General features: G+C 56.3%; 11 protein-coding genes and 1 pseudogene. 5 read left to right on the top strand and 7 right to left on the bottom strand.

The genetic code is table 11. The features are described from left to right. Position 1 precedes the first annotated feature (1 nt). Positions 2 to 4219 (bottom strand): RHS repeat-associated core domain-containing protein, encoded by a 4218-nt coding sequence (locus tag AC1RNP_RS08185; protein ID WP_493050757.1) that lies wholly within the window; start codon positions 4217 to 4219, stop codon positions 2 to 4. 954 nt (positions 4220 to 5173) lie between these two features. Here AC1RNP_RS08185 and AC1RNP_RS08180 point away from each other — a divergent pair. From AC1RNP_RS08180 to AC1RNP_RS08160, 5 genes are all read left to right on the top strand, one after another. After that, a complete protein-coding gene (locus AC1RNP_RS08180) occupies positions 5174 to 5389 on the top strand; it encodes a helix-turn-helix domain-containing protein (RefSeq protein WP_493050993.1) in 216 nt (71 codons plus the stop codon). Positions 5390 to 5660: 271 nt separating this feature from the next. Then, entirely contained in the window at positions 5661 to 5891 is a 231-nt protein-coding gene (locus tag AC1RNP_RS08175; protein WP_493050756.1) for a helix-turn-helix transcriptional regulator, read from the top strand. 239 nt (positions 5892 to 6130) lie between these two features. Beyond that, the gene (locus AC1RNP_RS08170) at positions 6131 to 6898 is read left to right on the top strand and encodes a hypothetical protein (protein WP_493050755.1); all 768 of its coding nucleotides are present in this window, start codon (positions 6131 to 6133) and stop codon (positions 6896 to 6898) included. 108 nt (positions 6899 to 7006) lie between these two features. After that, the gene (locus AC1RNP_RS08165) at positions 7007 to 7240 is read left to right on the top strand and encodes a helix-turn-helix transcriptional regulator (RefSeq protein ID WP_493050754.1); all 234 of its coding nucleotides are present in this window, start codon (positions 7007 to 7009) and stop codon (positions 7238 to 7240) included. Between the two features lie 336 nt (positions 7241 to 7576). Further along, a complete protein-coding gene (locus AC1RNP_RS08160; protein WP_493050753.1) occupies positions 7577 to 8074 on the top strand; it encodes a hypothetical protein in 498 nt (165 codons plus the stop codon). A 363-nt stretch (positions 8075 to 8437) separates the two neighbouring features. Here AC1RNP_RS08160 and AC1RNP_RS08155 read toward each other — a convergent pair whose 3' ends face one another. From AC1RNP_RS08155 to AC1RNP_RS08130, 6 genes and pseudogenes are all read right to left on the bottom strand, one after another. Further along, the gene (locus AC1RNP_RS08155) at positions 8438 to 10981 is read right to left on the bottom strand and encodes a hypothetical protein (protein WP_493050752.1); all 2544 of its coding nucleotides are present in this window, start codon (positions 10979 to 10981) and stop codon (positions 8438 to 8440) included. Continuing rightward, positions 10968 to 11918 carry a hypothetical protein gene (locus tag AC1RNP_RS08150; RefSeq protein WP_493051005.1) on the bottom strand — a complete coding sequence of 317 codons (951 nt, stop codon included), beginning with the start codon at positions 11916 to 11918 and terminating at the stop codon, positions 10968 to 10970. The genes AC1RNP_RS08155 and AC1RNP_RS08150 overlap by 14 nt, the downstream gene beginning before the upstream one ends. A gap of 405 nt (positions 11919 to 12323) precedes the next feature. Continuing rightward, a pseudogene (locus AC1RNP_RS08145) lies at positions 12324 to 12461 on the bottom strand (hypothetical protein); the annotation flags it as partial. Beyond that, positions 12445 to 13656 carry a Druantia anti-phage system protein DruA gene (locus tag AC1RNP_RS08140; protein ID WP_493050751.1) on the bottom strand — a complete coding sequence of 404 codons (1212 nt, stop codon included), beginning with the start codon at positions 13654 to 13656 and terminating at the stop codon, positions 12445 to 12447. The gene AC1RNP_RS08140 and the pseudogene AC1RNP_RS08145, both read right to left, overlap by 17 nt. Further along, positions 13653 to 18851 (bottom strand): DEAD/DEAH box helicase, encoded by a 5199-nt coding sequence (locus AC1RNP_RS08135; protein WP_493050750.1) that lies wholly within the window; start codon positions 18849 to 18851, stop codon positions 13653 to 13655. The genes AC1RNP_RS08140 and AC1RNP_RS08135 overlap by 4 nt, the downstream gene beginning before the upstream one ends. Then, positions 18848 to 19822 (bottom strand): hypothetical protein, encoded by a 975-nt coding sequence (locus AC1RNP_RS08130; RefSeq protein ID WP_493050749.1) that lies wholly within the window; start codon positions 19820 to 19822, stop codon positions 18848 to 18850. The genes AC1RNP_RS08135 and AC1RNP_RS08130 overlap by 4 nt, the downstream gene beginning before the upstream one ends. Positions 19823 to 20100 lie beyond the last annotated feature (278 nt).

Below are 20100 nucleotides of genomic sequence, written 5' to 3'. Positions count from 1 at the left end.
CTCACCATAAATTCTCAACAACACTGGGGTCAACTTCGGGCAATTTATAATCGATTCGATCATATTGAATATCTTCCCCTGGATTTTCTTTCTTTCTTTTTCGGACGAGGTCTACTAATTCTTGAATATCTTCGTTTTGAAAACGCGTACAACCGTGCGTCGGCTTCCATCCCTGCCGAGGGGCTAGAGGATCAGGAAGGCCGGTTCCGCCGCCATGGAGCCAGCGTCCTCTGTTGTCGTCTGTTTTAAGAATGTCGTTTGGACCAAAAGAGATTTCATTCTTTTTGTAGGGGCCAGAAACTGGATAGACATCGTCTGAGTGATACGTTCCTTCAGCACCAGGCAATGATTTTCGAGTGGCCTTCACTCTTGACTCCCAATGTCCAATTGGAACATTCCCTGCGAAGTAAACCGTATAGTTGAGATTTCTATAAGTCACAATTCTATCCTTCACCTTCTCTGGGGGCGGAGTTGGCTTGGGCTCTTTAGGCTTGTCGCACTGGCATTCTTCCAATCCAAGAGGATCTATCGAACTAACGGGGTTCCCTCCAACATATGCATACGGGTTGATCCCCCCTGCCAATCCAATCGGATCGACCTGCAGATATCCACCCTTATTCTCGTCGTAGTACCGATTCACGTTGTACCAGAACGCTGTCTCCTTGTCGTAATACTGACCTGGAAATCCCACATTGAGGCCGCCGATGCTGTCCAGCCCAACTGTGCGATTGAACGGATAGTTGTTCCCCCGCCACTTCACCGCCTTGGCGGCATCGGTCACGAGTTCCGGCCGCCCAAGGTGGTCGTTATGGATGTAATAGAACTGACCGCTGCGGACCATACCCACCAGTTCGCCACCGAACCATAGGTAGTTCGTCCAAACATCCCCATTGTCGAGGTGTTCGGCAATCAGCCGGCTGTCCATGCTGTAGAGGTAGCGGGTGAGCAGTGTTCCAGCTTTCTTGGTAACGCGTTCGCTGAAGACATTGTAGCGATATTCGCCTACGACCGTGCCGCTTCTACTGACCGTCTGCAGGCGGTTGAGGCCGTTGTAGGCAAGGGTCAAGCCGTAGGCACTGGTCGTGTTGCCGGCGTCATCGTAACCGAAGGCTGCCGTCTGCCCGCCGCCGATGGTGTTCAGGCGGTTGTTGTCGCCGTCGATGGCATAGGTGTCCGTCCGAATGGTCTGGCCGTTTTTTGCCACTTCCAGCTTGGTCCGGTTGCCCGTGCTGTCGTAAGAGTAGGTCCAGGTGCCATCGACGGGAAGGATGAACTTCTGCGCACGCGAAACACCGTCGTAACCATACTCCTGCGTGTTGGTGCTGTAGGGGAAGTTGGTGATCTTGCCGATGCGGTTGTTGTCATCGAAGGCATAGGTCAGGCTTTGCAGCGGATTGGCGTCGCTGGTGCTGATCGCATTGGGCTGGCCGTCCTTGTTATAGCCAATCAGGCGCTTGAGGCCGTTGCCATAAGTCCACCCGTTGGCCGGCCCGAAGGGCTCGTAGGTGGCGCCACTGATGACCGTGGTTTTAGTCGTACCGATCGTCACCTCCATGGAGGTCGGCTTGTCACGGTTATAGACGTACCCTACCTTCATGCCGTTGGGGTACTGAACGGTGGTCAGACGACCTGCGGCATCATAGGTGTAGGTCGCGGGGTAATTCGCCTGCACACCACCGACCGTCATGATCTCGCGACGGGTTGCGATCTGACCATCCCGAGCGTAGGCAAACTGCGTATTCGCATCGGTTGCCCTCGTCTCACACAGGCGGCCTTTGCCGTTGGCGCAGGGTGTGTCGTAAATGAAGGTCTGCACCTCACCGCCTGCCGTGATCTTGGTGACACGATTCAGGGTGTCGTACTCGTAAGTCGCCTTGACGCTGTCGCCTCGTGCGTCAGTTTTGGTCTTGAGATTACCGGCGCTGTCGTAGGTGTAGGTTGTGGTCTTACGATCCGGGCCGACCTCCTGCGTCACTTCGCCGAAGGCGTTGTAGGTATAGGTAGTGGCCTTCTGCCTGGGGTCGGTGATCTTGGTCAGATTGTCAAGGGCGTCGTATTCGTACTTCGTCTCGACTTTCAGCCCCGTCTCGTCCTCCAACATGCTAGATACACGATCAAGCGCGTCATAGCCTTGGCTCGTGCGATGCGCGAGCGGATCGGTCCCTGTCTTCAGGTTCCCGTTCTCGTCATACGTAAAGGTTGTCGTATGCGGCGTCGTATCAGCGTCGGACTGACTTTCCAACTGCCCCAGAATGTTAAAGGTCCGCTTGAGCAGGCGGATTTCGTCCAGATTAGGAGCTTTGAGCACGCGCTCCTTGGTCCGGTTGCCGGCACTGTCGAGTTCGTAGTGAACCTTGTTGTCGTCGGCATCCGTCAGATACGTTAGGCGCTGGGCGGCGTCATAAGAGAACCGGATGGATGCCGTAGTCGGATCGGTGATTTTCCGGACGAGCCCGTTGCCCCAATAATCGATCAGGGTGATCTGATCATCGGTTTCAACAGTGTTGTCGGTGCCACGCACCTTACGGGCTGTCAGCCAGCCGCGAGGGGAATACGTATAGTCGGTGATGACGCCATTGGCGTCCTTGACCGACAGCGGGCGGCCAGCACCGTCGTACTTCAATGTCTCGACCACATGGTTGAGTGCATTAGTCACCTTCCACAAGTCGCCCTTTCGATGCGGACAGGTGGTCGGCGCTGTCGTGCAGGTGGCGTCGTCGCTGGGATAGTAGGTGTAAGTGGTGATGTCGCTAACATCGATTCGGGGTCCGTCGATCTTGATGATCTGTCCCAACAGCGGACAGGTACCCGCCGTGATGTCGGCCTGCTCGCAGTAGGTGGTCCGGATCTGGCGAACCCCCGCTGGCGCATTCGTTTGTGAGCCACAGGCATAGGTGGATGTCGGGTCTGCCATGCACGTCACCGTATGACGCCCATTGGCATCATAGACCAAGGATTCAATGCGCTTGAGGGTCTGCACACCATTCTGCAGACCGTAGACCTTGCGCTCGGTCAGACGGTTGTTGCTGTCGCGCAGATAAGTGGTCTTTCGTTCCTCCGGTTTGCCAACCGCTTCAGTCACGCTAGACAGGTAGGAGTTGGTACTTGTGTCAGTATAGGCGTACTTGGAAATGTTGCCGCGCGCATCAGTGCTCGTGTCCAATCGGCCCGCACTGTCGTAGGTCTGAACATCGGTGCCCGAACTATCGCTCACATCGAGGATGTGGCGGTAGGTGTCAGGCTGCATGTTGTAGGTCTGGGTGTCGCCATTCTCACTGGTGACGGTGGCCTTGTCGGCGGTGTCATAACGCACTGTGGTCTGGTTGACATAACCGCCATTAGCATGCAGCCGACTGGAAGTGACCCGGCCATGGGCATCGTAGCCGAAGGAGGCGTAACGCTGGTTCGTTTCGTCTGTAATGCCGGTGAGGTGATTGAGATAAGCGGCACCTGCCAGCCCAGCCTCATGATAGTGATACCGCTTGCGCTGGCCATTGCCATAGTCAACAGCAATCAGATTTTTATCCGCGTCGTACTCATAACCCACCTTGCTCCCGTCCGGCAGCGTAATGCTCGACAAAAACCCATCAGCCGCATACGCAAATGTCAAAGCGCGGCCATAGACATCCACAATCTGCTGGAGTCGCCCAGTGGCAGAGCTATAGTCGAGTTCCACATCGCTATCTGGAGCGTTCGGGTCGCGGATGCGAAGCAGGCGACCGCTCTCGTCGAATTCTCGAATCTCCCCGTTGGTGTTCGTTAGGCGGTAACGCACTTCGCCGCTGGAAAAGGTATCAAGGAGGAGGTCATTGGAATTCTGCGCCCGATAACGGGTGCCACCTATGTTCACAAAGGTGTCGTAGTAGCCGTTAGGACTAAACCGCATCAGGCTACCGGTCAACTGCTCGCTGTAGGAATGCGCCCATGCGCTGCCGAGACTGGTGTCTCCCCGGAATTGGTTGAGCGAGTGGTAGTAGCGAACAAACGGACGGCCGGCGAACGTGAAGTCGGTCTCTTGACGGGCCTTGTCGCCAGTGGCCGGATAGCAAGGATTGGGGCTGGCCGCAGGGCTGCAGACTTGCTGAGTCGGCCCATAGATCGTGTACCACGTCGCTTCGACTTCACACACATTGTCCGGCACTACTCCCTTGGCGTCGCCATAGGTGCTATCGGTCCCGTTGAACCCTTTTTGACAAGTGAAGCTCTTCCCCTTACGCATTGTGTCCGATACAACGCGCTGCGTAGAGCCGCACTGCAAGGTAGCCTTTAGCGCACGACCACCGTACTCGACCCTGCCGTCTTGGCTTACCGTTGTCCCGTCTGTGGATTCGTACGGAGTCTTCCATGTTCCGTCGAGTGTCCAGGACACCAACGTGCAGAAATTATCGACCGCCATCCGTTCGGCTCGCTTTTGTGCTGCCTCTGTCTCATTAGCACATGCTTTTGGCTTCTGAGGATCGTTGGCGAGTGTGCAGCTAAGCGTCGGGGCGTATGAATCAAAGCGGTACCCCATCGTATAAGTGGTCGCTGGCGGATACCTGCGAGGCACAGCATATGTAAACGCGAGACCGGCACTGTCTGGCCGAGTGCGCGTCAATTCTAAATAAGGCCCCCATCCCTCATCGGTGTACTCAGTCCGCAATGCAGTCTCTGCGAGCGGTTTAGAGGTGGAGCATTTCGCCTCCGTTTGAGTGTAGAAACAGAAATTGGCTGGAGGTGTGGACTGCGCACTCGCTGTTGAGATCACCAGCAAGCCGAATAACCAGACTATTAGTAAACACCGGCATTGAATTGACACGTTATGCGTTAGCGCCACGCCTTTCCAGGCGCGAATCTTAGTATTGGACTCCATTACAGCTGACCCCTTTTGTAAATGGACTAAAGCGACGACGTTCTTAGTTATCAAATGGCGAACTCATGCATCGCCCAGCAGCGCCCAGCAGCACCCATCTCCGTATGTTTTTTCGGGGAGACGGCGTTAAGCTTAAGTGATGACCGTCTCATACATAGAGACAAAATCGCGTCGGAAACTGACAATCTTGTAGGTGATTTCTTACACGCCCTCAGGCGGTTTCCCTACCCCGTACTTCCCGCGCCCTTGATCCATCAATGGCTTACCTGATGTAACACTTAGTATGTGTTCCACTTGGAACACACCCGGTACAAGGTGGGCATGAAGGCCCCCTTACGCCAACGGCTAGGCAAGCGGATCGTTGATCTGCGCAAAGCCCGTGGCTGGTCCCAGGAGGAGTTGGCCGACCGGGCGGGCTATACACGCGCGTACATGAGCCGGATCGAGACCGGGGCCGCGAGGCTCTCCGTAGATGCCATTGAGATCCTCGGGGCTGCCTTGAAGACGCCCCTCGGAAAGCTCTTCGAGGGGCTCTAGCAGCCATTCTACGGCCACGAAACCGAAGATAGAGGGCAAGTTTCCAGCGGATTAGGGAGGTAACTAAGGTCGTCACGGATAGGATACGGGCCTCCCATCGTCGTACATAGCCCTCGCAATATCTGATTGCCAGCTCCCGCGTGGCTAAGGTCGCGTGATGTCGAGCAGCCCACTGGCGTTGCATTGCCGTATACGCGGTGAAGAGCCCCCCGGATGTACACCGCAAATTTCCGCGAGGGTACCTGACTGACTTCGGTCGCGCGGTTCCCCCGTGCCCCTGCCCGGCCATTACGCACACCACGAGTTCCGTCAACTCCGCGAACGAGCGGACTTGAGTCAGGAGGGCTTTGCCCTAGAGGCTGACCTGGATCGGACCTATGTCAGCGGGATCGAACGCAGCGTCAGGAATCCATCCCTCAAGTCCATGCAGCGCCTAGCTGAGACTTTGGGAGTCTCGCTGGACAAGGTGTTTGCATTGGCCGCTCGACCGGCAAACAAATAGCGTTCTACGCGAGCTTGAACCTCTGCCTCTCCATTCGCCACCATCGTCAGCTGATTATGTATTGAAGCGTATCGGCATCTCATGCGACGAGACGAGGCTCTCTATAATTGGAGTCTCCGGATATCGGTCCGGCACAAGCTCGCATTGCCGCATCAACCTGACGGATGGAGAGCTGGTCTACCTAACCAGTTAGGTACGACGTCTTTCTGGAAAAAGGTGTATCTGTGAAGAGAGAGTTCGTGTCATTTGCAGAAGGGGCCGCTCTGTTGGACACAGATGTAGAGGGATTTCGGCAAATGCTAGCGTCAGGGGCTTGCAGCGCGCCTGCTTATGTTGAAAGCCGCGGCCATTACATGGTGGCGTGTCTCAGGGGTGAAGCACTTCAGCATGAGGCGGATGCGCTCTTGATGAGGGAGGCGCAGCTAAAGTCTGGAAAAAAATTCAAGGGATATGGAACAGCAAAGTTTTGCGATTGGGATGAGCAAGAAACTACACGAGGAATCACAGGATTTGGATCTGTATATGAACTTCGCGGTTTCTTTCGAATCCTTCACGGCGTACAAAACAGTGCCAGAGAAGGATATCTCAGCGGCCTAAGTGTGGCGCCCGATGAATGGTTTGACCACGACTCTCCATATGGCTTAACAGCGTACGCAGATCCGGCCCTCTATTTCGGATTGATTGCTCCATCTTGGGGGAACTATTCCAACCCTCCTCGCGAGCTGATAGATATCTACTTTAAGAAAAATGACCTTGTGCATGGACTCAACAAGAACGCCAATCCCCCAAAAGAAAAGCGCGGGAACATTGATACAAGAGAGCGGGTTACGCTCTTATGCATCATCGGCGCACTAGCCGAGCATGGAAAGATCGATCTATCTCAGCCGTTTGTCGCTGGAAATCAGATTGAAGCGATGCTGGTGGATAAGGGAATAGCGCTCAAATCCCGCACTATCGGCGAACATTTGAAAGCGGTTAACGAGGCCATGTCCAGCAGGAAGGCGTAGCCATTGCAATTGCAACGACTGACTCTGCAATTGCAACAACTGATCGCAGCATAGCTTGACCATCTTCAGCAAGCCCGGACGGTATCCGGGTATTGCAAGAGATGCCAAGTGCTTTCCAATGCAACCGTCCCTGCTTCAAGTGGATTGACCCTAGAACGTCTCCCGAGCGTCCGCGCACGTACCGGTCTGTCTCGCTCTGAGATTTACCGCCGCATTGCGGCGCGTCCCGCAACCTTCCCCGCCCCCGTCAAGCTGGGCATACGAGCTTCCGCTTGGGACTCCCGTGAGATAGACCGCTGGATCGCTGAGCGCATCGCTGCACGCGATACGGGGACCGCATGAACCGGCTCTTGGAGGTATGCCTTCCGGCTCCTGAGAACAGGAGTCTTTCTTCGGTCCCGGTCGGTCTCCGGCTCACCGGCAACCGCTGCCAATGCACTGCCTGCGGCCTGCCGTTCTCCAGCGTCCGAGAGTTCGACCGCCACCGGTTCAGAGTCTATGCACAGCCCGGAAAGTCGACCCACAAACGCCGCTGTCTGACCCCGGCCGAGCTTACCCATCTTGGGTGGCGAACGAATGCCCAAGGTTTCTGGATGCAATCCCGTCCAGAACGTGCGCCGGTAAGGGTAGAAGCTCGACCTAGCTCCATATCCGCTATAGGGATACAGGGGAACAGCAATGGGCCGTAAACCCAAGCCCGGCGCGGATCGCTGGACCGATATCAAGGGCGGAATGGCCTTCATCGTGCCGGTGCAACTGACCCGGCATGAGAGTTGGCGACTCATGTCGCCTTGGGCACACAAGTTGGTAGCAGACCTGTCTACGCAGTATACCGGCTACAACAACGGCTATCTATGTGCCGCTTGGACCCTAATGAAGGAGCGAGGCTGGAAGTCCCGCACAACCTTAGCCAAAGCTTGCGCGGAACTGGAGCACTATCGGGTCATAGAACGCACCCAGCAGGGTGGCAGGAACCGGCCAAACCTCTACGCCTTCACCTGGAGACGCATTGATCGCATTGAGGGCCGCCCCTTGGATGTTGGGGCGACTTTTACATCCAGCAATGCGTGGGATGTATCCCTTGCCCCTTTCCGCTATAGGCCAAAATTCAGATCTTCATGCCCACTCAATGGGCTAGCGGCGCAACGGCAAGCCCAGCAGATGGATGCAGTGTGACCACCTACTGGGCTTAGGAATGATCACAAGACCAGCCAGTGGGCTTATGAGTAGGTGAAAAATACTTTGCCTTGACCACCTACTGGACACCTAATAATTGTTACCAGTACATAGAGCCGTTAGCGTTAGTGGTACGCGCTAGGGAGCATAGCCAGATGTTCCTGCAGGGTGATATCCCGTTGCGGTTGCTGGAACCTGGTCTTCTAGGCTGAAGGGGCTTGCCCGCCTTCCTGACGCCCCATCATTGTCATTGTTCGATGAGGCGTCAGTGAACCAGCATCAGATGACCGATTCGACAGAGTTTCTCAACGGAATAGGTCGAAATGGCCAGCGCCACGATTCATTACATGGGAAACCGGCCCGTCATTGTTCGATACATATCGCTTTGACAAGTGCATACTCAACGTGATGACGAACGTCGTCCTCGACAGTGGAGATCACTTCTGAGACCTTTTCTCGCAGAGCCGGAAGCAATAGGACCGCGTCGGGGTCGACCTCATCGAGCAGTTGTCTGGCCTCGTCCCAGTTGGAGTCCAAGTCCACCACTAGGGATGCTCGGCGTAAAGCAGTGGGGAGTGGCAAAGACAGGTCGCCATCAAGACATGACATGAGCATCAGCTTGGGACTAGATTCTTTGCTCATTGCTTGTTCCATGAGAGTGTCGAGCAACTCAGCGCCGTAGATCTCAAAAGGCGAGAGGTCAGCGTTTAGGAATGCCACCCCCTTGGCCTCCGCCAGACTTTCTAGCTGCTGGCGCAAGAAGTCGCCGGATGTAAGTCCCATCGGAATGTCTACGATGGCCACAATGTCTCGATTCTGACGAACAAGCGCTTGCGCACATTGCCTGGCCAAGCTCCCCTTTAGAATTAGCGCCACTCCAGACCGCTCAGCCACCTCCGACAACGTAGACAGCACGAAAGCTTGGCGACCGTTTATGCCGAGTGCGGAGAGTCGGGCCCTTACCTCCAAAGCCGAAAGTGCTCCTCGCTTTACCCAATCGCTGGACTGATGCGCCCGAGTAGTGGGCGCCTCCTGCCGAATATAACTTCCAGTTTCCCCTGCGAGCATTTGAAAGATCGCGGCATTCGCCAGTGTGGCAGTGCCGTCTCGAATCGCGCTGCTGAACGTGTCGCGCACAGAAGACGCAACTGACTCTGCTCGGACCCGATTCTGGCGCTCAATCTCACGCCCCTCTTTCTCCAGCTCCATCTTCTTCTTCCTAAGTGCAGCAATCTCTGCCTGGAGACCAGCCTTATCGCCTTGTCTCTCCTCAAGCTCTCTGGCAACCAATTCTTCCACCCGCCGCCGAACCTCTGCGTGAGATCCCAGAAGTGTCAGCACCACGTCGAGCTCCTCTTCGTTGATCGAGATCTGATCAATGGAGGCAGCGATGCGCTTGGCCCGCTGCGCGACCTCGCCTCCCGAATGGCTCCGCAGAAGCCCCGTCAGTTCTCGCCTTTGAGCCTTGCTTATGGTAAATCCGCGCTCGGATTCCAAATTCTTGAGCAGCCGCCTAAACGCTGCATCGAGAGGTGAGAGGTCAAAATAGGATGCCACACCTTGCGGAACGTCCAAGCAATACTGATGTCCTTCAACTAGCCAAGTCTCAAGAGAAACCCACGCTTGCCACGGGCGATCAAAAGCCTCATCTCGTACTAGATCGACTCCCTTTGGAGAAGCAACTGCCACGCCATCCGAAAGCACGAATATCACTTGTTGGCCAGACGCCAAACTTCCCATCGCGACATGGGAGTTGATTCGATCGCGAACCTCGTCCGCATCGCTGCTCGGGACGGGAATTCGCACCACTTCGATAAGTGGGTTGAGCTCGGCGTCCATATGGAATCGTGTCCTGCCCTCGGCGCCGTCGCGTTCCGATACCCTCCAGTGCACGAATTCTCTTCTTTTTAGTGGTCTGCGCAGAGCTGGTTTATGGGTCATCACCGACCCGCTCTCAGGGAACAGCCGAGTGCGGTTCTCTTTGCTCAGATGTCGGAGTTGCCCCCCTAAAACCAAGAACGAGGGTTGAACGAAAACCGCACCAGTATCGGATTCATTCGTGTAAGTGCCGACAACCTCATAGGTGTCGGCCTCAAAATCATCATTCAGTGGTTGAGGGATCACTGTGCGAATCCCTACCGGAACGTTGGTCGCGACCTGATGGCGTGCGCGGGCTAGTGCGCTCTGGACAAGCTCCGATTCTGGCCCATCCGTACGAAGAAGAAGCAGTTGTTCTCTTGCGGCATCCGCGTCGCCATCGCGCAGCCGAAGTAGTGCTTCAACCAGCACTCGTGTGCCTTCACCAAAGGGAGCCAGAGCGTTATCTATCGCGCTCTCGTCACCGGCAATAATGGACGCCAGCAATTCCGCTAGTTGATAGCCCTGCACGACAGGGATTATGTCCGCGGGCAAGGCGTCGGCCGAAGCATCGGAATCACCCTCTGGCTCTGTTGGCTGTTCCACGCGTGCCGGCGAGCCACTCATCACCTCTGCCTCTAGCGCACCAAGAGGTCTCTGCAAGAATTTGAGCAGACCGGCGTTAGGGTCATCATCGAACAAGTACATTAACGCGGATCGGCATACCAATTGCGCTTCTGCCTCAGGAAGCGGCTCGTTCTCGTCAAAGGTGGCTTCCAGATACAGCAGAACTTCATCCAACGAGACTGGAGCAGCGACCGAAACGTTCTTCTGGAACCAAGTCCGCAAGACGTCGTCCGTCTTCCGTGACAACTTGTCACATATGGTGCGAATGCGCTCTTCGCGACCATGCGGGATGTTTTGTACCTTCGCACCCCTAAGTAGAAGCTGGGTCTTCGATTCAATGAAGAACTTCTTCAGCTCGCCCTCGTGCGCCCCTTGCGTTAATAGAAGCGCAAACTTTCTTGGATTGATCTCACGAAATGTCACGGTCCACCTCAGCTGAGAATGCGGACAGAACTAGTGGAAGGAGATGCATCGCCTTGCTCTCAACTGCCCATCGAACCGCCTGATGTTTCGACCTGACTAATTTGAGGCTTGCCGAGGCGATCGGGCCAACTGACGCAGAGACGAATCTCTCCACTTTGATGTACCACCACGGGCTCATGACGACGTCATCGGCTTCCCTACATCGAGGAACCGAGACAGATCCAAATGAGCCGACGTCGATATCCTGCAAAGGACCTTCGAACTGGTGGGTTGTTCCGCTCGGCAGCGGCCTCAGCTTCCTGCCATTGAGCTTCGTCTTGCGCCAAAGCAGGTCAGAAGGGACTATTACTTCGATGGGCCCGAGGCTACCCGCGACATCAACCGCAACTGGGGACGTGAGATCGGTGATCTCGCCTAGTGAGCTGAGTACGACACCAACGGGGCATGTCAAATTCGCGCCATCGAAGCGTATGCGCTGAACGGAGCCCGATGCTGTCCAAACGATAGCCTCTCCCTCAAATGCCTCAAAAGCGATCTGGTATAGCCCGCGACCAAGCTCGGTGACTGTGGCCGAGGCACTGCTCCCTGTTTCAACCTTCGGCGGTGTGAGTTTCGATCTGACGATCAAGTGACCTACTGTGTCACTAAAGACCGGTGTGCCATCGGCATCGAACCGGTGCGGCGGCGGCCAGACAACATCGACCCGCTGCCTGGGCAAAGCGATGATACGACCCAGGTAAGCCTTTAGATTTGCGATATCTTCATCACGCGTGTCAGGATCATCCCGCAGGCGAACGCGGTAAACCATCCAGCTCCTGTGCTGTTTCGGTTCTCGAGTCAGAATGAGCGCTGGCGGATAGGGCGTGGCGAGTGGTCGTTGGGAGACGAAAAAATACTCCTCTCCAAGTTCCAGAGCCGAAGCCGGGCTCTCGAGCACCCCACCACTAACCGTTGCACGAAAGTAATTTCCGGAAAGACGAAACTCACGAAGCGCGGCTTCTATCCGGAACTCTGTCGCAGGATCTCGGGGACTCGTCTCGACCTTGGCGGGAGGCTCTTGCAGGGGGACCTGTGCGAATGACGTTCGAGTCAGATCCTCTCCGGCGAATGCTCGCCGACCGAGGGAAGAGAATATTGACAGCGTAGATGAGTATCCGGGCGGGACACGCGGCAACCTCAGTTGGAGACTTAGAGACACGGAATTGCTATCGCGCCAGATCAGAACAGGCGACTCGAAGCTTGGTGGCGCGATGAATGGCCCGGACGTCCCACCAGGTCCTACGAAGTTGCTTGTTCCAGGGTTGTAGAGCTCGCAAGCTCGATTGAAGTTTCCGCTGTAATGCGCAAAGTGAGGGCGGTTATAGATTCCGTGCCGATGGTAGACACTCGCTTTGCAGACAGGACAACGCAGGGAATACCCGTAGGCATCGGGGGTCCCAGGCCTGACATGATTCCCTTCGGGGTTAATCGCCCAGTCCATATGCCTGAGTCTGCACCACCGGCGAGCGAGCAGGCTTGCCATGGATCGAATCCAGCAGATCCGAGGCGTACCAGTTCAGATAGCGACTATCCCGCTCTGACCTAGGAATTACCCAACGATCAAGCGCGGCAACCGATGCCTCCCGAACGCTTGGCAGACCGCCATACAGGACTCGTTTGTTGTCTCCGCGGAGCAATGCCTCCGCATTCTTTGCGATCCTGCAAAGGAATACCTCTCTCACGAACCCGTGGCGGGCCAGCGTTGTATCCATCCCAAGTCGTTCGAGCGCTCGACGGATAACTCGTATGCGCCAATTTGGCCCAGATCCAAACTCGAATCCCACTGCATAGTCATCACGGATGAAGTCGAGGTAAGTACGGAGTTCGTCGAAGATCCGGCCTGAAAAGTGGAAATGACCCCATCCAGAAGTGAACCCAATCGGCTCGAAGATCTTTCGGCCTTGCAGTTGCAGACGGTTGTAAACAGAGGACCGCCCCAGCGCAGATGTCGTAGTTACCGCCAATAATCGCGCCCGCTTCTTCCTCTTGGAGATCAGTCCTACGGAATTTCCGTACCGGTCGTCGAACGCATCGACGACCTCTCGCGATCTGATCAATGAGGCCACGAGCTTTCCGCCCAACAGATAATTGTATGGAGGCACCGCGCCAAGCACGTATGCATCCATCAAGTTGACTAACGCCGCAGAGCGCCTATGGTGGTCCCACCCGATCACTGCGTCCCGCGCAGCTTGATTGAACACTGCATCGCCCAACGCAATGATGCCGATGAGCTTGTCATGCCCTCGATCCCAAACGAGAAACCTCATTCGCCGTCCGTAGCCGTCTGAAACCGGCACCTGCCAGTGGAGCGAAGCCATTCGGAATAAGTCAGACTGCCACGTTCCGCCTTCTATTAGTTCAAGTTCTGGGCGGATCGCGCGCGGTGATATCTTCGCTCCGTCTGCGAACCACTTCATCAAAGAGCTCTGGCGCTTGGTCAACCAATCCAGGTTCGCGACGAGCTTTTCCTCTCGCTGCCCTTTATGGAATCGCCGATATGCGTCCTTATCGAGGCTCGGTGGCTGCAGCCGCCCCTCTGCATCGCGCCCAAATCCCAAGTCATGCAGGTGCTGTCGAACCCTGCGTTTCAGCTGAGCTTCTCTTGCAGCCAGCTCGATGACTCTTCCCTTGCTCATTTCAATTCCGCGAAGGCGCTGGGGAGATCCCGTGCCAGCTCATAGGGTGTGAACGTAAGTACTGTTGCGCCATTGGCTACGAACTTTGGGCTGCAGGCACGCAACGAGGGGCACGCTGCCAACCGGAACTGCTTGCCACCATGCGACACCGAGATCCCGCTCTCGTCTCGGGATACCTCCCCACCTGCCAGCTTAACCATCTCGACCAGCGGCGCCAAAACCGACACTTGGAGCTCAACGGGAAACTCCGCAGGGACCTCCCCCAACTCGATATATTGCGTCAAGGCTTCTCCCAGCTTTCTATCCAAATCTGCGTGGCTAAATCGGTTGGCGTAGTGACGCAGGCAGTTCTCGCACGAAGCGGTGCAGGTGCAATCGGTCAACAGCGCCTTAGCCTGCTCAAAGATCTTAGTGAACGAATCACCGGCCTGGAGAGCGTAACCGGCGCCGCCGGACAAGGTGTCGTAGATGAAAACGTCGGCGAAATCGGAGTTGCCATTGTTGCCAAACCGGTAACCAGCGCTAACTTCGCGAGCATCAATATCGAGCACGCGCCCAATGGACAAGGTCAGGGCTTCGCAGAGCGTCTGCAGAGCGTCTTCGAGAGGCTTCCTGTCACGGCGCGCAAGAACGCCAAACCGGAGCGGTTTGACGAGGTCGATCCGGAGGAGCAGAACGTCCGACGTGAAGCCATAGCCGAGGAATACACGCTGAAACTCGCCGTCGCAGCGTTGTGAGAACGGCTTTCCTGAGAGGCGAACATAGTAGTCACGGTAGTGAGCTCCTTCTAGCTCTCCCTCCGTCAGCACCTTGCCGCATTTTTCACATATGCGAAAACCCGCTTCGTTTGAGCCTGGATCGCCCTCATTCACTACGATAAGTCGCTGCTTCCGACGTGGGATGAGGCCCGCCCGCCGCGCAAACGGCTGAGTGTCGATTCGTCGATCTTCCTCCGGTAGCGGCAGTTGCGCCTGCGTGACGCGGCTGAAAACCTGATCTTCGAACTCATCGATCTCCCTGCGCCCACTGGGGAATACAGTCTCTGGACGAATAACCGTCATCGTACGGAGTGCTTCCGCACCACACTGCGGGCACGTCGTCTCGCCGTCGTCGCTCGGAATAAAGCCAGCGGTGTATGAGCATTGCGTACAATGACGATAGACCTTGCCCTGGTCGAAAAGGGTAGCCGCGCGGTCAACCTCCGTATCAGGACCAGAAGCAGCCACGGTGCCGACGCGATAGGTCTTCTTGTTGACGACAACCAGGCGCCCAGGCGCATATTCCGACAGTGCGATATTCAGACCCTGCTGGGCTTGCTCAACGATACGAAAGCCTCCGCTGGGAACCCTTTCTTGAATCTGGAGCGAGCATAGATCGGTTGGGAACGCATACGACGGGAGCAGTCCCAGAGCGAACAGGAATTCGATGAAGCTCGATTCCAGGCCTTCCTGAGAATTTGGGGCCTTCTGCTCCAGTTCTGCGATCATCGACTCAGCGACCTGGATGGCAACCTGTCCTTCTGGCAACCATTGCTGCGCGCGCTCCAAAGAACCCCTCCCCTCAGGAGCGCTACGGACCCACTGCTTGAATGCTTCGAATCCGGACGGTGTGTTCGATTGGAAGAAGCTCCAAGTATCACCAAGCACGGTGTAGATGTCGCCCGTGCCCGGGACGGCGGCCAACGGGCGGAAGAAGTCCTGCAGTAGTTGAGCCAGCAGATGCCGATCCGTGATCCTCGAATTTGACGTATCCAGCACGGGTTTTGGAGGATCACCTGCCAATATCTTGTCCGGATTTCGGAAGTAGTAGGCGTCATGAGCGCCGGATTGGGCGTAGGTCACGACTGTTGATACCGCGGAACCGCGTCGTCCTGCACGCCCAGCTCGCTGCTGGTAGTTCTGTCGCATCGGCGGGACATTGCGCATCGATACTGCGATAAGGGAGCCAATATCGATACCAACCTCCATAGTCGTCGTGCAGCTTAGAACGTCTACAGCGCGCTCGCCTGCTCGGAGAATGTCGCGGAACTGGCGCTCAAAGATCTCAGTAGTCGGAGATGGGTTGTCCGCATCCTTGTATGAAAGTTGGGCGCTGTGCTCCTGAACGTCGATGTTCATTGGAGACTGCTGTCCTGCCATCACCTTGGCGACCGGATCTCGCCAGAAGCCCTTGCGGGCCCGCAGATAGGTAGTCGCATTGGGATCGACCAAAGTTGCTTCCGGACTAGTGCAATTCGGGCAATGGCCGAAGATCAATGAAGCTGAGACTGTCTTGCATCGGGGGCATTGGACCCACTTCTCATTCAGAGCCGGAAGCAGCCGCAAGTGCGATGGCCTCAGATACAGGGAGCCGTCCGGCTTGGCTTCGCATAGATTTCTTGCCAGGCAGTCCGCGATCTGAGAAGCGTTGAGACCCTTCGTCGCGAGGAACTTCTTTTGCACTCTGGAGAACCCATCATCGGCAGCCATTGCCTTGACTGGGTATCGTGATGCCTGATTTCGTACGCCGTCTGGAATGTCCTTGCCGAACGCGAATCGCGACAACAGACTCTGCACCCAAACGGTGGCAATGGCATCGACCTCAGCCGGGGGCACGTTCTGCAGCTCCGCAAGGATCTTTGCACGTATGGGTTTTGCGGTCGGGGCAACATACCCGAGCGTCAGCGAACTAATGGAGTAGAAGGGAGTTCCCAGTTGCTTGAGCAAAATCGCCCAGTAGCTAGGAGGTGGCGTCAAGTTGTTATCCTGCAACTGTGCTTCAAGGTCACCATCGTAAAAGCGAAGGAAGCTTTCCAAGTTGCCTTCTATGTGGACCCGATCGTCGCCGTCGAAGAACCGCAGGTCGTGGACTAGCAGGCATTTGAGGAACGATACATATAGGTGCTCATTCAGCCGCGGCTCTCTTTTGATATCCAACAGCGCCTGAGCAGCCATAAAGATCGTCTGCCGGAACACGTCCAACTCGATCTCTCTGGGGATGTCCCTCGCGAGTCGCGCAGCCTTCTGCCGCCCATCCGAAAAGACAATGGTCTTCCGACCACCATTTGGCGCTTGCGGCGTTTGCGGTCTGGTAATCGGCTGGGTTGCGACCTGCGCCCTGATGATATGGGCGAATGGGGCCTCACCTTTCGTTGCTAGGTCCATCGCCAACGGTGCTTCTGGCCTCGTTCGCTGGCCGCACGCGGAGCAGTCGCCCTTGAAGCTCAAGATCGGCCGACCTTGCTCCCAGGTCATAGCATCGGGGCGAAGCAACGCGAGGTAATGCCCCTTTGGGGCGCCGGCAGGCAGTTTCGGTACTAACTGCCCGGTCAATGTGTGTAGCCAGACCAGCATCCCACCAGCCATGTCGATCTCGGAATCTGGAACGACATAGAACTGCGACTCCACCAGCTGAGTCTCCGTCCAGGTTCCATTGGATGCCTGGTGCCACAGAAAGTCGCCATCGGCACCTTGCGTGTAGGCGCGGAGATAGCTTGCCCCGCAGGACCGATGCGTCAGCAGCTCGTACACGCGTGAGCCGCATTCGCACCGAAGAGTCTCAGACGGATGTAAGGTTCCGAGCAGACGCGATTCGCAAGTGCCATCACTCCTGCACTCAACGTTCGTACACGCAAACAACCCTGGAAGGCCCCGGAAGAAGAGATGCGACCGAACGGGGCAGAACGGCCGATTCTTCTGGCGATCATTTGCAAATGCCATAAGGGCCAGCAGTGATTCGGCAGCCGATAGACGCCCTTCGGCAGCGGGAAAGGCTACTTCCGCACACTCCGTCAACGTCATTGGCTTGTTTGTGAGCCTCTCAGATACCAGCGAGGCTACCGGGAGCCGATTGAGAATGTCATAGGCATATTGCTGAAGACTCTCGCGCTCCAAACCCGGCGGATCAAGCGAAACTTCGAGCGTCTGGGCGAGAGAGGTGAGGTTATCTCGCGCTATGCCTAGGCCTGTGGCGGTCCCGAGGATCGCCGAGAAGTCGAATGCCGCCAGCTTTTGCTGCGTGATCAAGTCGGCAGGTTTCCCTCCCAGCCGTCGGTCAATGTCCCCTGTAACGAGTTCGAACCCGGATGAATGGCCTCCCGTCAACTTCGCAGCGAACTTCTTTATGTCAGTCTTGGCATCGTCCGACGTGCCGAGGCTTGCACTTGTAAGGATAAAACGAATTCTGCTGCGCGGCACGCCAAGGCGCGACTGCAGCCTACGCAGAAGGTACGCCACCTCCGCGCCACCGGACCCGCGGTACATATGGGCTTCGTCAAGGACGATCGTCAGTTGGTTCTCTTCATCATCTGCGAGCCAATCCGCAGTCTGCTGGAAGATAGGGGCCTCCAGCGGCCGAAGCATCATGTACTCAAGCATCGAGTAATTGGTAACTAGTAGATGAGGAGCGCGGTCTTGCATTTCATGACGCGTGATGAGCTCCGCGTCGGATGCTCCCGTCTTCAGTTGAAACTCGATGAAGGCTTCCAGATCTTTTGCGGGCCACTTACCCTCGGCTTTTAGCAAACCCTCGTAGCTTTCCGTCATGTCGTCAAAGTAGAGCTTTCTGATCTCTCCTTCGACGCGATCCTTGTCCTTTCGCGACGAACGCCTCCCCGGATAAGGAGAACGGCTTGTATACATCCCGAACGTCGCACTGCGTTTGTTCTTTCCCATCAGTTCAGCCTTTACGGCCGGGTTCCCGAATAGGCGCCTTAGGCGCCCCAACTGGTCATTCACCAGCGCATTCATTGGATAGAGAAGAATGGCACGAACACCGGGAAGCGCCCAGGATCTCGGCCGTCTGGTCGACTCAATGGCCAAGCTGGACAGAATAGGCATGAGAAAGCTCTCCGTTTTGCCGGAGCCCGTGCCTGTCGCGACAATCAAATCCATGCCAGCAATAAAGTGTTGAACCGCTCGGCATTGATGGGAATAGGCAACCTTGGGAATCCCTGTGGTGCCTTGGGCAGCTGCACAGCGTAGGACCGCGATCGCTTCTTCCGGGATACTTAGATCCGAGTAGGGCTTTCCCTCCGCATACTGCGGCGTTGCCTCGAGCCTTGGCTCCTGAAAAGTGTTGCCGACTTCACCGAAAATCCGATCCCGCTCGCTAATCAGCCATTCGTCCCAAATGTGGTATTGGGCGCTTAAATATTGATGGAAGGTCTCTAGGAGTGCTTGGTGCACTGCGTGGACGGAATAGCTCGATGCAGTCATTTCAGTGTCTCCACGGCGCAACCGAGGGCAATAAGTCGAGTGCCAAGTGCTGGTGCGAATTTGTAAGGGATGACGAACGTGGTCGACCGACCTGCGCGGATGACTTCCCTCGACAGGAGGAGTGCAAGGCGGAATTCTTCGATGGGCAAACGCTGGTACACGCTGATCGAGGTCCAATCAGAGCCATTCCCAATTTCGACCTTGACCGGTGCTCCGATATGACGAGCGATGGCAAACAGCAACCGTGGAATAGCCATGTCGATGGGCGCCTCCGTGGAGACGCGCCCCCCGAGCAGATCGGCAGAGAAATAGCGCGCATGGCCGCGAGACAACTGTCTGCAGACTGCAATTTGCTCGGCTGGTAGAGTCGGGATCAGCTTGCTCCCCCATCGGAGCTGGGGAGGCCTCCCACCAAGCCTCGGCGCCAAACTCAGGCATTCGACGTCCGGTAGACTTGATGTTCTTGCTGCAGAACGTGCGTGCTTCGCCGCGAAGTCGGCAACGATACTTGCGGTGGAGTGATTCGACGTACCCATCCAGCCTTCCAGATTCTGGCGCGGGAACCGATCAGCGACTTCCTTAGTCAGAAGTCTGGAGATTCCGTGTCCTTGCACTTCACCCAGGAGTCCGAACGTGGTGGGGAGGGCTCCAACGAACACAAACTCACCTTCGATCTCAACGACCCTGAATGGTGCTGGGAGCCAATAGCCGCCAAATAGTGGCTCGGCTTCACGCAGAAGTTCGAGAAGCCTCAGGCCAACCTTGTATAGGCTTGGAGCGCCAAGTCTCTTGAATGAGTGTTGGATCCGGGAAACATGGACTGCTCCAAAGCGTCCATCGCCCCTCTTAGAGAGGCTGTAAAGGGTTCCCCGTGCGAACTCTAAGAGCGAGGCTCGATCCCGTTCTTCTGGGGCCTGCAACCATCCAAGTGGAATTGACTGGCAATATCCGAGTCGCTCGTGCGTGTACATATGGGCTGGCTAGTGGTGGTGCTGTCCGCCGCCACCGTCGGCCCCCCTGGCTCCGGCATCGCCGCGCGAACACACAGGCCGATCTTCGGGCCCAACGTCAGTTACCGCAACCCCTGTCTAATTTATGGTCTCAGCAGCAATCTGCCAGTGTTCACCCGGTCTACGGCTGTAGAACGGCTCGATACTCAGTTCGGCCAGCCAAGCTGGCGAATTGTGAGGTTCGAACGTGGTCAAATCCACGCTGCGCTCGGGATGATTGGCGCACTGCGATTGCAGTG

This window comes from Luteimonas sp. GW821-FHT14E02 (genome assembly GCF_058803905.1).
This window is presented reverse-complemented; position numbering and strand designations above follow the sequence as displayed.

Coding starts and splice junctions, on each gene's coding strand:
- AC1RNP_RS08185 (WP_493050757.1), bottom strand. CDS start 4,219: ATGCGTAAGGGGAAGAGCTTCACTTGTCAAAAAGGGTTCAACGGGACC.
- AC1RNP_RS08180 (WP_493050993.1), top strand. CDS start 5,174: ATGAAGGCCCCCTTACGCCAACGGCTAGGCAAGCGGATCGTTGATCTG.
- AC1RNP_RS08160 (WP_493050753.1), top strand. CDS start 7,577: ATGGGCCGTAAACCCAAGCCCGGCGCGGATCGCTGGACCGATATCAAG.
- AC1RNP_RS08140 (WP_493050751.1), bottom strand. CDS start 13,656: ATGAGCAAGGGAAGAGTCATCGAGCTGGCTGCAAGAGAAGCTCAGCTG.
- AC1RNP_RS08135 (WP_493050750.1), bottom strand. CDS start 18,851: ATGACTGCATCGAGCTATTCCGTCCACGCAGTGCACCAAGCACTCCTA.
- AC1RNP_RS08130 (WP_493050749.1), bottom strand. CDS start 19,822: ATGTACACGCACGAGCGACTCGGATATTGCCAGTCAATTCCACTTGGA.